Raw genomic sequence first — 14,229 nt, 5'->3', positions numbered from 1 at the left:
ATTAAATTGCTGCATCGAAACAGTTAGTTTGCGCTTTCGACCTAAACTGCCTCAATTAATTCAATCTGACGTGCTAATTTATCAGATAAAGGGCCGTTATTGGCCCCTCTGATTATGCGGCTTCTTCTGTTTTCTGCTTGCCAAAACGTTGTTGTAGTTGGAACCAGCAGATGAGTAGGCAGGGTAGGAAGCCCAGGGTGATGATCACAGAGAACAGGATTCCCATCATAACCACGATACCAACACCTCGATAAAGCTCGGTGCCTGCGCCCGGAATAAAGACCAATGGCGCCAACCCGAATACGGTTGTGACCGTGGACATCAGAATCGGTTTGAGTCGTTTAGCGACGGCTTGGTTTACCGCGTCTACGATAGAGGTTTTGCCTAAGTGTAGATTATCCCGAGCTTGGCAGACGATCAGGATTGGGTTGTTCACTACGGTCCCGAGTAAGATAACAAAGCCCAGCATCGTGATCATATCGAAGGCTTGGTAGAAACCCGGTAAGCCAGTTTGTTGCAGAAGTTCACCGAGCATATTGGCTGCGACTAAACCGACAACGCCGCCGGCGATGCCTAAAGGCACAGTGGTGAGAATGAGGCTTGGATAACTCCAGTGGGACAAAATTACGACTAGAAGTAGGTATATCAGTAAAGCTGCGACGATAAAGTTATTAAACAGGGCGGTTTGAGTCGCATCCAGTTGGTCCGCTGCACCGGAAATACTGATGCTGACTTTCGGTAGAATTTCGCCCTCGGATTTCATCAACGGGATTAATTCGGTTCTTACTTTTTCGACCGCCGTTTCTAGTGCCACGGTTGGCGGTGGCAGGATGTAAACGGAGACGGTACGACGACCTTCGATACGACGAATATCTTCACTGGCGACAGTCTCTTTAATCTCGGCCAGTGCTGATAGAGGCAGAACACCGCCACCCGGAACAGAAATCGGTGTTTGGCTGAGTAGCTCAATGCTTTTTGCTGCATTGAGTTGGCTGTAGAGCAGCATATCGACTTTCTTATCGCCATCGATAAATTCACCGACATAAGCGCCATCGCTGAATGCGGCCACTGCGATACCGAAATCTTCCGCTTTGATCCCTAATTCAGCCAGTCTTTGCCACTTCGGCAAGATCTGTATCAGAGGTTGGTCTAAAGAGAGGGATTTGGGTTCTGAATCCAAACGTGGGTTATCAAACATCTCTTTTGCGCGAGTCATCACATTTTGCGCGGTGGTGAAGAGGGCTTGTTGATCAGCACCAGAAACATTAAGCACTACAGTACGGGTACCGCCTTGGTTACTTGAGATAATTGAACCCCGCGATGAAAAGGCGCGCATACCCGGATAGCTGGTAAAGAACTGGGTGATCTCTTTCATCATCGGCTCTTGATGGTCATAGTCTTTAGGCTCACTCAGCAACCATACGGAACCTGAGCCGATATAGAGCAGGTAATAACGTAACGCCGGAATCATCCCTTGTTCGGGTATGTAGTCTTCCGGTTGCTGCTGCACGGCTAGATCGACTTTTTCTTTCACCTCTGCGCCAATCAGGGACATCTCTTTGTAGCTGTAACCGGCAGGGGCAAACATCATCGAAAATGATTTTGGCTCTTCACCTTCGGGTAGGTATTCCGCTGCTGGCATAAACGCAATAGCTAACCCTAAGGTTGCGAAGGTGCTCAGCGCGATGACCGTTATCCGGCGTTTGAAACCGTCATTTAGCCAAGTGATCAACTGCATGATTTTGCCCTGCTGATATTGCTTATCGTCCGATTTAGTCGATAAACCAAAGAAAGCGCAGGCAGAAGGCACGACAAACAGTGCAAACAGCATAGAAGCTAAAATTGAAGCGGAGACGGTAATTGCGATATCAGAATAAAGTTGCCCAGCTTCCTGCTCGACGAAAAAGATCGGTGTAAACACTAGAACGGTCGTGGCACTGGAGGCGATGACGGCAGTCCACACCTCTTTTACTCCAGCAATGGCTGATTCAATCCGATCCATGCCTTGGCGTAGTTTCTGCTCGATGCTTTCGAGCACTACGATACTGTTATCAAGAGTCATACCGATCGCAAAGGTAATCCCGGCTAAGGAGATCACATTGATACTGCGGCCAAACATCATTAAGCCGATAAACGCAGCGATGGTACAAACAGGGAGTCCAAGCAAGCAGAAGAGCGTTGCGCGGCCAGAGCGCATAAATACGTATAGAACAAGGCTCGCCAGTAACGCACCTAAGCAAAGGTTTAGCACCACGCTTTTGATAGAGGCTTCTACATAGCGAACATCATCTCCGATCAGCTCTATACGCATGCCGTTGGGTTTAAGCACATCGCGGCGTAGTTGTTCGACTGCTTGCAGCATGTCTTGTTTGATTTGAATAACGTTGGCACTGGGTTCTCTACGAACCCCTAAAGTGATCGCTCGCTCACCGGCTACATAAGCGACGCCGTTAGTTTCATAATGATCGAGTTTGATGTCGGCAACATCTTTCAGGTAAGTGCTAACGCCATTTTCGTGGCGAATAATAAGGTTGCTCAGTTCCTCTAAGTCATTGAAGCGACCTTGAGTACGCAGTAAATAGCGGCGTTTACCCTCTTCAATATCGCCAGCAGAAATATCTCTATTACGGGTTTGGATCGCACTTTTAACATCCGCCATGCTTAGCCCGCGTTGGGCAAGTTGGTCCGGTTCAATATGGATCTGAATTTGGCGCTCGGTTTTCCCGCGCATAGATACCTGTGAAACCCCCGGAACCCTTTCCATCACTGGACGTACCTGACGATCAATAAAATCGCTGGTCATGTCCATATCGAGGTTAAATGGATTGCCAGCTTCAGGTACCACCGAAAAATAGAGGAAGGGGTTAGCAGAGAAGGAGCTGATTCTTACACTCGGCTGGTCGACATTATCAGGGTAGCCCGCCACTTGATTAAGTGCGTTGGTGACCTTGATCATCGCCTGATCAAGGTTGGTTTTTGGGGGGAACTCTAGAATGATCTCGGCTTTCCCAGTCGAAGCGATCGACTCCATAAAGGCTAGATTCGGCAGAGTGCGCAGATGACGTTCTTGCTCTAACAAGATCTCTTGTTCAATATCTCGTGGCGTTGCTCCTGACCAACGGGTCTCTATCTCAATAACCTGCGCATCTAGATCAGGGATCATTTGCACCGGCATCTTCAGGCTGGCTACCACGCCCAATAAACAGACCATCAATACCAGAACGGCTAGTAGGCGGCCTTGTTGAATAATTGCTCCTAGCATGGGCAACTTATTCCTCTTTAGAATCTTGTGAAAACCTTAAGGTTGCAGAGTAACTTCTGCACCTTCACGTAATAGCTCGTTACCGCGAATAACAACCTGCTCGTCAGCATTGATCCCATTAATGATCTGGATCTTATCGCCTTTGATCTTGCCCAATTCCACCGGCCTGCGTTCAGCTTTGCCTTCCACCACGATAAATACGCTGTTACCGTCATCGGCGTGATGCAAAATGGCATCGCGTGACACCATCACTACGTTTTGCTCTTTGGAAAAGTTCAATTCCAGCTTGGCCGATGTGCCCGGTAATAATAGAGGGTTCGCTTGAACGGGTTTAAAGCGGGTCAGGAATGTTCTGCTCTGCTGCGAGCCTACTGGCACTACTGTTTTGACCAAGCCTTCAATAGCGGTATTCGGGGCCGTATCGGGATAGATGGTGATGGTCGTGATCTCCTGCATGCGACCGAAATAGGCTTGAGGGATCTGCACATCCAATAGAATTTTGTCTAAAGAGACCAGAGTCACTGCTGGATTGCCGCTACTGAGCCATTCCCCTTTCTCTGTTTTCTTAGCGGTGATGATGCCAGCAAAAGGTGCGAGTAGTTGATGTTGACCCAGTTCATGTTGGAAACGCTCTTGTTCGGCTTGGGCAGCGGCAAGATCTGATCGAGCGACATCACGCGCTACACGCAGTGAGATCAACGCATTTTGTGCAATGTGCTTTTTCTTGCGTAGCAGTTCACCCTCTTTTAACTGGCGGCGGGCCTCATTTAACTGCGTTTGTGTGGATGTTGTTTGCGCTTTGGATTTGAGTAGGTTCTGACGGGTGATTTCATCATCGAGGCTCAGAATCAGATCATCTTTTTTGACCTGACTGCCAATATCGACACTTAGGTTTTTAACGATTCCTTCAGCGGCTAAGGATAGATTCGCCGATAGCTCGGCTTTCAACGTACCATGCAGTGTTAGCGTCTCTTCAAAAGGCTCTGCTATGGCGGTTTCAACACGAACGGGCATCGTTTTGGCATGCGCCAGCGTCGGGATTAAAAATAGAATAGTTAACAGGGCTGAAGCAGCCTTGTTTCTAGATAAAGTCCGCAGTGGGGTGGGGAACATGTGACAGTTACTCTCACTCAAAAAGTGTGCAACTGATAAATTAAAATCAATTGCTGGGTAACTGCAACTGTATATACACTTTTTTACATTCAAAATGTTTGAGGGGAAGCAAATGCTTCCCCTCATCATGGCTTATTGAACCGCTAAAACCTGCATAGAGTTGGTGCCGCCATCTTCACCTAGGGATGCCCCGCGGGTGAGGATAACAAGATCGCCAGTTTCTAAAAGGTTACGAGCTTTAAGGCCCGCCAGAATCTCTTCGTTTAGCTTCTCTTTTTCGATCTGCGTTGCATCGAAGAAGATCGGCTCAACACCACGGTAAAGTGCTGTACGGCGCATCGTACGCTCATTACGGGTTACTGCGAAAATAGGTAAGCCTGAACGTATACGTGACATCCACAGCGGAGTGGAGCCCGACTCGGTTAAGCAGATGATTGCTTTAACACCTAACAAGTTATTCGCCGTATACATTGCTGAACGTGCAATTGTTTCATCGAAACGTTCCAGCTTTTGCGTGATGTTGGTTGGAGCAGGACGAGACAACTGATGTTTCTCAGCACCTTGGCAGATAGAAGTCATCGACTTAACCACTTCCACAGGGTGCTTACCCGCCGCTGTTTCAGCAGATAACATCACCGCATCTGTACCATCTAAAATCGCATTAGCAACGTCGAAGACTTCAGCACGGGTCGGCATAGAGTTTTCGATCATGGTTTCCATCATCTGTGTTGCAGTGATTACAAAACGATTGAGTTCACGAGAGCGCTTGATCAGGTGTTTCTGCACGCCAATTAGCTCGGCATCGCCAATCTCTACGCCTAGGTCGCCACGAGCTACCATAATCCCATCGCAGGCTAAGATAATTTCATCCAGCGCTTCGTTGCTAGCTACAGTTTCGGCACGTTCTACCTTGGCGATAATCTCTGCTCGGCTTCCCGCGTGATCTAGTAGTTCGCGTGCTTCGTGTAGATCGGCCGCGCTACGAGGGAAAGATACGGCGATATAATCCATATCGATATCACCAGCGACTTTAATATCGCGACGGTCTTTCTCTGTCAGAGCGGCAGCAGAAAGGCCGCCACCTTGACGGTTGATACCTTTGTTATTGGAAAGCGGACCACCAATGATCACTTCGGTTTCGATACGTGAGCCGTTAACCGCGGTGACTTTCAACTGAACGCGGCCGTCATCGAGTAATAGGATATCGCCTGCTTGGCTATCTTCTGGCAAGGCTTTGTAATCGATACCGACTTGGGTTTGGTCGCCATCTTCATTACCGAGTTCTGAATCTAGAAAAAAAGTATCGCCTGTTTCTAGTTGAATCTTTGTGTCTTTAAATCGTGCGATACGAATTTTAGGTCCCTGTAGGTCGCCTAAAATTGCGATAGATAAACCCAGTTTACGTGCTGCTTTACGGACCTCACTGGCACGACGGCGATGGTCATCCGCGCTGCCGTGGGAGAAATTTAGACGTACAGTGTTTACGCCGTTTCTTAAAATATCTTCCAAAACACCAGGTTCATCGGTGGATGGACCCAAGGTTGCTACAATTTTGGTTCGTTTCAGCATAAGAGTAATTAGTCCCTTCTTCAGATTACGCAAATAATATAGTTATGTATTTAGGAGCCTGCCCCTCCCCAAAAAAAGGGGATAGCAAAGCCTGATAGGAATTGTTCGCAGGTTCCTTAATCCTTAATACCATGTTTGGCGTTCAAGAATATATACCTTAGTATAGAGCGACTATGTTAACGAAATTAAGTATTTCTTTTGCAGTTACGTTAATAAAAGCCCTTTTTGCACAGACAGGCTAGGTTTTATGCCACAGACTCAATCACTTCGCTGGCGTCAGTATCGGCTGCTTTTCTTTGTCGTATTGGCTTTTGCATTCCTGTTGGTGGTTGGGCAAATTACATTTCTAAGTCAATCTCAAGGCTATCAAACTCTGCAACAGCGCTCCGGTGCCGATCTCAATCGTTACCTGTTGAGCCTGCAACAGAAGTTAGATCGATATAAAGATCTGCCTGCGTTACTGTCATCACACTCCACATTGGTCGAAGCTTTAGCCAAGCCTGAAGATGCGTTCCTTTCAGGTCAGGCCAGTGTCTATTTAGAATCAGTGAATAATTCGATTAATGCGACTGATGTCTATCTGATGGACAAGGATGGGACGGCGATTGCCTCGAGTAACTGGGCGGAAGCGTACTCTTTTATGGGGAAAAATTACGCTTATCGACCCTACTTTCAAGATGCGATTAAAGGTAAACCTGGACGCTATTTTGCGTTGGGGTCAGTGTCTAACAGGCGCGGTTACTATTTCTCTTACCCAGTTTATCTGCGCAGCCAGATCATTGGGGTCGTGGTTGTAAAAATTGATCTAAACGAAATTGAATCAGATTGGACCGATCCGTATCTGGATATTCTAGTGACCGATGAAGATGGCGTTATCTTTATCTCGACTCGAGAAGATTGGAAATTCCGAACCCTACACCCACTGAGCAAAGATGATATCCAACGCATTTCTGAGAGCCTTCGCTACGGTGATCATACGTTAACGGCCCTCGAGATTATTTCGCGTGCACCACAGGAAAATGGTGCGACTTTGATTACGCTGGTGGATGGTAAGCGAATTAAAAACCAAGCCCTCGATGGCATCCGACCACGTGAATTTCTTCTGCAAAGTAGAGAGCTCCCAGATAGCGGTTTAACCGTAGTCGTCTTAGCCAGCACTAAGGCGGTTAAAGTGCGGATGTTCTATACCGCTTTGACCGCAGGTTTTATCTTTCTCGCGTTAATCTTATTGGTGTTAGTGCTGCTGACACGACAGCGTATTACTCGAGAGCGCGCACGTTTTAAACTGAAAGAAACCCAAGCTTTGGAAGCGAGCGAGCAGCGTGTACGTGCCATCATTGATAACACTCAAGCGGGTCTAATCACGTTGGATGATCAGGGACGGATTGAAAGCCTGAACTTGATGGCTGAAAAACTGTTTGGTTATGACGAACAGGAGGTAAGGAGTAAATACTTTAGTAAATTCCTCTCCCAGAACGATCGTGCGCTCTGTTGGCAGCATTTAACGGCGGCAGATAGTGACCGACAGCTGGAGCTGTATACAGAGGCGCTAGGATTGCGCAAAGATGGCTCTGAGTTCCCAATTGAATTGATTATCGGCCATATGGATTATGGCGTGGTGAAACGCTTTATCGTCACCATTCACGATATTACTCAGCGCAAGCAGTACGAAGAAGATCTAAAGCGTGCACAAGAGCTACTAGAACATAGGGTTGCGGCGCGTACCGAAGATCTTACCAATGCCAACCTTAAATTGCGTGACGAAGTCGCGAAGCACGAGAACACCCAAAATGAGCTGATTCAAACGGCGAAGTTAGCGGTGCTTGGTCAGATGTCTGCGGGTATCAATCACGAGCTGAATCAGCCGCTAACGGCTATTCGCACTTATGCGGATAATGCCAAAGCCTTTATGGAGTTGGGTAAAACTGAACCGGTAGAGAAGAACCTAAGCGAGATAAGTGGTTTGACCGAACGTATGGCGAAGATCATTCACCCGCTGAAAGAATTCTCGCGTAAAACAACAGGTGGCGTGGAGCCTGTCTGTCTTAAAAATGTGCATGATGGCGCGATGTCGATCATGTATGGGCGTTTAAGCAAGGCGGATGCAGAGGTAAATTGGCCCACAGGTCTGGAACGGATCTATGTGCTTGGCGATACCGTGCGTTTGGAGCAGGTATTGGTCAATCTGATCAGTAATGCTCTGCAAGCGATGGAAAATCAGACCAAACCAGTGGTGGATATCAGTTTGTCTGAACAAGACCAGCAGATCAGCCTTAATGTACGAGATTTCGGCCCGGGTATACCGTCGCAGGAGTTGAATCGCGTATTCGAACCTTTCTACACCACCAAAAAAGCGGGTCAAGGTTTAGGGTTAGGTTTGTCGATCTCTCACCGTATTATTGAAAGTATGGGGGGGGAATTGGCGGCCTCCAATCATGCTCAAGGTGGAGCCGTGTTCCGTATTTGCTTACCTAAAGCCGATCAGCCTGATAACCTTAATAACACGATTGGTTGATTAAGAAATGGAAAGCCGCATGAGTGAGAATAGGTTATTGCCGATTCTTTTAGTGGACGATGAAGAACATATTCGGTTAGCGGCTGGACAGGCCCTTGAATTAGCGGGCTATGAAGTGACAGCCGTTGAAACGGCGGAACAAGCTTTCGCCATTATCCAGGATGATTGGCCAGGGATTTTAATTACCGATATCAATCTGCCGGGCATGGATGGCCTTGAGTTGATGAAGCAGGTGGTTAATCTCGATGCCACTTTACCAGTGATCCTGATTACCGGTCATGGTGATATCACTATGGCGGTGGGTGCTATGCGAGATGGCGCTTACGACTTTATCGAAAAGCCTTTCTCTTCAGACCTTATGTTAGACGTGGTGCGCCGAGCGATTGAGAAACGCAATCTGGTTATCGAAAACCGCCGTCTTAAATTAGAGTTGGAAGCGCAGAGCGCGCCGGGCCCGCGTATTATCGGGAATACCTCGATGATTGCCCAAGTGCGTGGTCTAGTGCATGCAATTGCGGATACCCCCGCTGATATTCTGATCTTGGGTGAAACCGGTACAGGTAAAGACCTGATGGCCCGTTACATCCATGAGCACAGTCACCGCCGCGATCAGAATTTTGTCGCGATTAACTGCGGTGCTGTACCCGAAAATTTGATCGAATCTGAACTCTTTGGCCACGAAAAGGGCGCGTTTACCGATGCCAAAGCACGTCGAATTGGTAAATTTGAACATGCGAATGGCGGTACGCTTTTTTTAGATGAGATCGAAAGCATGCCGATGACACTGCAGATTAAGTTACTGCGAGTCTTGGAAGAGCGGGCAATTGAACGCCTTGGCGCTAACGAAGTCATTCCGCTCGATCTTCGCGTGATTGCTGCTACCAAGGTGGATCTGCGCGAGGCTGCCGAGCAAGGGAGCTTCCGAGAAGACCTCTACTACCGTCTGAATGTTGTGCGAGTGGATATCCCGCCGCTACGAGAACGACGTGAAGATATAAGTCTGCTCTTTCAGCACTTTTCATTGATTGCTTCCTCCCAATATGGCCGAGAGGTGCCGCTGTTATCGGCTGAACGTATGCACAGTTTGATGACCCATGATTGGCCGGGTAATGTTCGTGAACTGCGTAATCTAGCTGAGCGCTATGTGCTTCTGGGTGAAAGTTGTACATTCGACTTTGAGAATAAACCGATCACCGACAATGATGGCTACAGCAATATGAGCCTGCCGGATAAAGTCGAGCAATTTGAAAGCATGTTGATTCAGGCTGAACTTGCACGATGCGCAGGTTCCATCAAAGAGACCTTAACCAGCCTTGGGTTACCGCGAAAAACCTTGTACGACAAAATGAAGAAGTACGGGTTGGATAAGAAAGATTTTAAATAATTGGACTTAAAAATAGTAACGGAGCGCTACTTGGAGCTGGCGTTCAAGTAGCTTCGGGTCATCTTGGTTGTATGCTCTTGCAGCTCTGGTGCTATTTATCCAATTGAATTCATTCAACAGAAACCACTGGCGGTTTAGGCGATAACGGTAGCTAAGGGTAAATGCTTTACCGTATTCATCATTGTTGTCGCCAACTGTCTGATCTAGATCTGTAACCGAAAACTCTTCTAGGCGAGTCGATACTCGATGAGGACCGTTTCGCCAGCTTAAGGTTAGATAGGCGCTACGGTAATCGTTATCGACTACATTCTCGCGTTGCGGCGATTGCATTAGCGTTGAACCCTGCATCAACTGACCCATCAGGCTCCACTGTTTATCGATCTGCCAGCGGAAACCGGTATAGGCAAACTGAGTCTCCCAGCCATATTGTCCATCCTCAATCATATAAGGGGTGGCGTTATTATCGTAGTAGCCCGCTTGCAGGAGTAGTTCCTTTTTAAGCTTATATTCGGCATTTAAAAAGTAGCCAAGGCGGTCATCGCCTTCATGAAAAGGATCAGACTCTTTTGCTTGATCTGTAAGCAAAGTCGTTTGCGCAGGGGTTTGTGGTACAGGGAGACCTTCGCCGATAACGGATTGGCGACTGCTAAGCGTCCAACCATGCCAAGACAGCATCGCACCAGCGGTATCGTTAAAGCCAAATAAACCTGTGCTGAGCTTTAGATCGTAATCGACCTCTCTGAACTTTCCTAACCACTCTGCCGTGTATTCTACGCCGGTAGTGCGTACTTCTTCTCCGATCCAGCTGTTCATCGTTGAAGGGGTAAGTGTATTAGCAGGAGACCAAGCAGTGGCTCTGTTCTCTAATGATATGGGCGGGTAAAAAGTACCGACGCGAGTGCTGTGCCTAACACCACTTTCACTGGGAAGGCCTGAATACTTAAGGAAGACTTCGGTAAGCCCAACTTCGCTTTTCTCATCATCGACAAAGCTGTTTCCTACGATGACAAAACTGAGCTGGTCACTTAAACCTAGTTTTAAGTTCAGGCCTAGCTGCCCTAGAGATAGATCGCCGCCGGGCGAGTTTTGGAGTTTGCCGAATTGACCACTGACATAGCTCGGTTCCCCAGAAGAGTGGCTGGCCCGGATATCAACGAGTCCTTTCAAATCTACATCAATTGCATGTACAGGCAGAGATAAAAGCGTCAATGCTGTAAGCCAGCGACTATCCATGTAAAACCTTTGTGATCGAAGACGGGTTGTACTCCGATTCTAGCAGCCAACTGCTAAGTTCGCTCGCTGGTTGAGGTCGGCTGATGAAATAGCCTTGTGCTAAATCACAGTCATGTTGTTCTAACCATGTCAGAGTTTCTTGATCTTCGATGCCCTCGGCGACAACTGTTAGCCCCATATCATGGGCCATGCGGATGGTGGATCGCACAATGATCTGGTCGTCGCTGCTCATGTGAACTTTATCGACAAATGAACGGTCGATTTTTAGCTCGGAGACCGGCATCTGTTTTAACTGAGCTAGTGATGAGTAACCTGTGCCGTAGTCATCAATCGACAGCTTGATCCCTTGATCTTTTATTTCGCAGAGCATTTTAATTGCGCTCTCTGGGTCACTCACTACGGCACTTTCCGTTACTTCCAGGGAAAGTGAGTTTTGCGGAAGTTGATGTGTTTTCCAAATCCCTTTGAGAGAATGGATCAACTGTTGGTTTTTCAGGTTTTCCGCAGAGATGTTCACCGCGATAGATAGATGTAGCCCTATTTCTGCCCAAGCCCGATATTGTCGAGCGGCTTCATTCATTACCCAATTGCTGAGGGCATCGATTTGGCCTGTTTGCTCGGCGATAGAGATAAAGGAATCGGGTGGAATCATGCCCTGAATCGGATGCTGCCAGCGAACTAATGCTTCCAGTTGATGGATCTTCCCGGTTTTAAGATCGAGCTTAGGTTGATAGAACAAACAGAGCTGGTCTTCAGCGATAGCAACCTTAAGGTCATTTACTAAGCTTAAACGACGGTTCGCATCGGCATCCATTTCTGGGAGGTATTGCTGGAAGCTTTGCTGTGCTTTCTTACCATGGCTAAGCGCTGTATCAGCTTTTTGCAGCAAAGTTTGTGGATCATTGGCATCTTCAGGTACACGAGCGAAGCCTACTTGCAGCTGTAAGTGCAGTAGGGTGTCTTCACCACAGAGAGGGTCATCCATTACTTGCTCAATTTTTTGCTGCCATTGCACCAGCTCGTTCAGGGTCGAACACTCGATCAACATGGCGAATTCGTCACCATCTAAGTGGAAGGTTTGGCTGGCACCGTTGAGCTTCAACAGGCGTTTACCTACTTCTTTAATCATCATATCGCCAATCTGGTAGCCAAGCGTGTCATTGACGGTGCGTGTGCGACGAATATCCAGATGGAGAAGGCTAAAGAAAGTGTCTTTTTGCTGCAGCAGGGTGTCTAGAGTTTCGAGTAGGGAGAAACGGTTAGGGAGATTAGTCAGGCTATTATGCTTGAGCTGGTGGCTAATCTTTTGTTCTCGAACCAAGACTGCTTGCTGCATCTGATTAAATTCTTTTGCAAGCTGCCCCATCTCGTTTTTCTCACTAATATCTACGCTGCTCTCATAGTTACCGCGCGCAATATACTGAGCTTGACGTACAAGCTTTCTGACCGGTTGGGTAATACTGCCTGCAAGGAGATAGGCTGCCAGCATAGTTATTGTCACCATGCCGCCTTCAAGTGCTAGTAAGTGCCACCAGTTCTCTTGTAGGGTTTCCAGTAAGTTAGAACGAGAGCCAAATATTGTTACTTGCAGAGGACTCTTGCTGACCATACCTACTTCGATCTGGGTTGCGAAAAGGTGATCTGGTACCCGATTTTCAATAACTGCTAAGCCTTGCTGGCTCGGTGCTTGAGGATGGCTTGTCGGGATCGCAGCAGCAATAGCGCGCCATTGGCTATCTTCCTGCTGCAACATGAATTCGATACTCAGCCCAGTAATATCGGCAAAGTTTTGCGCTAGGGTGGTATTAATCTGATAGCCATAGCCGATCCAGCCGACGACTTGTTGCCCACTTTTTAACGGTGCAAAACTGAGTTGGTATAACTCGTTTTCTTGCTGGTAAAGCTTAGTAAACGTGCCATCTACGCCAAACCATTGTGGCGAAGGGAATGGTTGGCCTTGTTCGGGGCCTAAACGGATTTTTTCATTTGGATTGCGGCGGATAAGCTGGCCGATAATCGAGAACTTTTGGTCGACAGCGATCGCTATATCGGCATCAATACGCTTGCGGTGGTTATTCAATGCAATCAGAAAACTGCGTTGGTCAGCCCCAAATACCTCTTTCAAGCCAAAGTCTTTAGCCGCCGTTTCTGCGAAGGCTTGGAGATAGTAGTTTCGTTGTTGATATAAGGTGTCAAAAACGGAGACAGCGGCATTGAGCCGAGATTGTATCTGGACATCGCCTTGCTTATTATTGGCGTCGTAAACCATCCACAGCGATGCTGCTTGAGCCACCATTAATAAGGCGACAAAGAATATAAATATTTTGGTCTTTAAACTGCCCATGGTCAGTTCATCCAATTATTAGTATTCATCCAAAAAATCGAAGTCTTCTTCGTCAGCCTTTGGCTGTATTTCGTAGAAGGTTTCGCTTAATTGCCAGGTCAGTGATTGGTCTTGGCTAATGTCCACTATCTGGGTTAATCGATTATTTTCCGCTTTTAACTGCGGATGCCATAAGGTTAGGCGATATTTACCCAAGTGGTGAAGATCGAATGAAACAGAGCCGGTTTTAGTCGTTTTGGCAAAATAAGGTGTATCGACGATCAGTATAAAACCGCTCATCCAATCATGGATGTTACAACCCATAGCGACTGTTTCAGTGGATGAATCGGGCTCAAACGCCTCTAGGGCCTTGGATTCGCCTGATTTCAGTTTAAAGGAAAAACGGTTTGGGCCGGAGATCGAGTAGATATGGTGGGTAAAGTCATCTTTATTGCTGAACTGTACCTCATCTTGGCGCTGCATCACCGTAATATGTGGTACGAATGCGCGATCTTTTTGTGTGATCTCGATTTTTTTACGTTCGATCTTGGGAGCTGGCTGATCCAAAGGTTCTGCATAGAGTACGATGGAATCCACTCCTGATTTATCTGGGTTGAGAACCGTTACGTCCAATATGGCAGCGCTAGTTTGAGTGGCTGTAAAGATGGCAAAGCTAGCTGCGATGGTGCGTATATACACTGCGATTCTCCAAAATGGGTTCCGTTTCCTTAAGAATGACTCATTTGAGAAAAATAGGTTCCTTAATTCTTTATTACGCACTCAAAAAATTACATCTAATGGATAGGGAGGTAATATTTTTGTAGTAAATG

General features: G+C 47.3%; 8 protein-coding genes. 2 read left to right on the top strand and 6 right to left on the bottom strand.

What is annotated here, in order from left to right; translation table 11 throughout:
• Nucleotides 1-112 precede the first annotated feature (112 nt).
• The 3 genes from ACMXYT_RS16195 to pyk form a co-directional block, all read right to left on the bottom strand.
• Nucleotides 113-3,262, bottom strand: coding sequence for an efflux RND transporter permease subunit (locus ACMXYT_RS16195; RefSeq protein ID WP_415911681.1), 3,150 nt, complete (start codon nt 3,260-3,262; stop codon nt 113-115).
• Nucleotides 3,263-3,298: 36 nt separating this feature from the next.
• The gene (locus ACMXYT_RS16190) at nt 3,299-4,375 is read right to left on the bottom strand and encodes an efflux RND transporter periplasmic adaptor subunit (RefSeq protein ID WP_415911680.1); all 1,077 of its coding nucleotides are present in this window, start codon (nt 4,373-4,375) and stop codon (nt 3,299-3,301) included.
• A 132-nt stretch (nt 4,376-4,507) separates the two neighbouring features.
• On the bottom strand, nt 4,508-5,944 hold the full coding sequence (pyk, locus tag ACMXYT_RS16185) for a pyruvate kinase (protein WP_415904678.1): 1,437 nt from the start codon (nt 5,942-5,944) through the stop codon (nt 4,508-4,510).
• A gap of 247 nt (nt 5,945-6,191) precedes the next feature.
• On the opposite strand from pyk, the gene ACMXYT_RS16180 reads away from it, so the two are divergent.
• Together ACMXYT_RS16180 and ACMXYT_RS16175 are read left to right on the top strand one after the other, a co-directional pair.
• A complete protein-coding gene (locus tag ACMXYT_RS16180; RefSeq protein ID WP_415911679.1) occupies nt 6,192-8,459 on the top strand; it encodes an ATP-binding protein in 2,268 nt (755 codons plus the stop codon).
• A 19-nt stretch (nt 8,460-8,478) separates the two neighbouring features.
• Nucleotides 8,479-9,843 carry a sigma-54-dependent transcriptional regulator gene (locus tag ACMXYT_RS16175; RefSeq protein ID WP_415911678.1) on the top strand — a complete coding sequence of 455 codons (1,365 nt, stop codon included), beginning with the start codon at nt 8,479-8,481 and terminating at the stop codon, nt 9,841-9,843.
• A 6-nt stretch (nt 9,844-9,849) separates the two neighbouring features.
• Here ACMXYT_RS16175 and ACMXYT_RS16170 read toward each other — a convergent pair whose 3' ends face one another.
• Genes ACMXYT_RS16170 through ACMXYT_RS16160 form a run of 3 tightly spaced genes read right to left on the bottom strand, consistent with a single transcriptional unit; the run spans nt 9,850 to nt 14,098 of the window.
• On the bottom strand, nt 9,850-11,076 hold the full coding sequence (locus ACMXYT_RS16170; RefSeq protein ID WP_415911677.1) for a hypothetical protein: 1,227 nt from the start codon (nt 11,074-11,076) through the stop codon (nt 9,850-9,852).
• A complete protein-coding gene (locus ACMXYT_RS16165; RefSeq protein WP_415911676.1) occupies nt 11,069-13,420 on the bottom strand; it encodes a putative bifunctional diguanylate cyclase/phosphodiesterase in 2,352 nt (783 codons plus the stop codon). The genes ACMXYT_RS16170 and ACMXYT_RS16165 overlap by 8 nt, the downstream gene beginning before the upstream one ends.
• A gap of 18 nt (nt 13,421-13,438) precedes the next feature.
• Nucleotides 13,439-14,098 carry a hypothetical protein gene (locus ACMXYT_RS16160; RefSeq protein WP_415911675.1) on the bottom strand — a complete coding sequence of 220 codons (660 nt, stop codon included), beginning with the start codon at nt 14,096-14,098 and terminating at the stop codon, nt 13,439-13,441.
• Nucleotides 14,099-14,229 lie beyond the last annotated feature (131 nt).

The organism is Neptuniibacter sp. QD37_11 (genome assembly GCF_047778105.1).
Taxonomy (GTDB): Bacteria; Pseudomonadota; Gammaproteobacteria; order Pseudomonadales; family Balneatricaceae; genus Neptuniibacter.
Note: the sequence above shows the minus strand (reverse complement) of the source record. Positions and strands in the feature narration are given on the sequence as shown.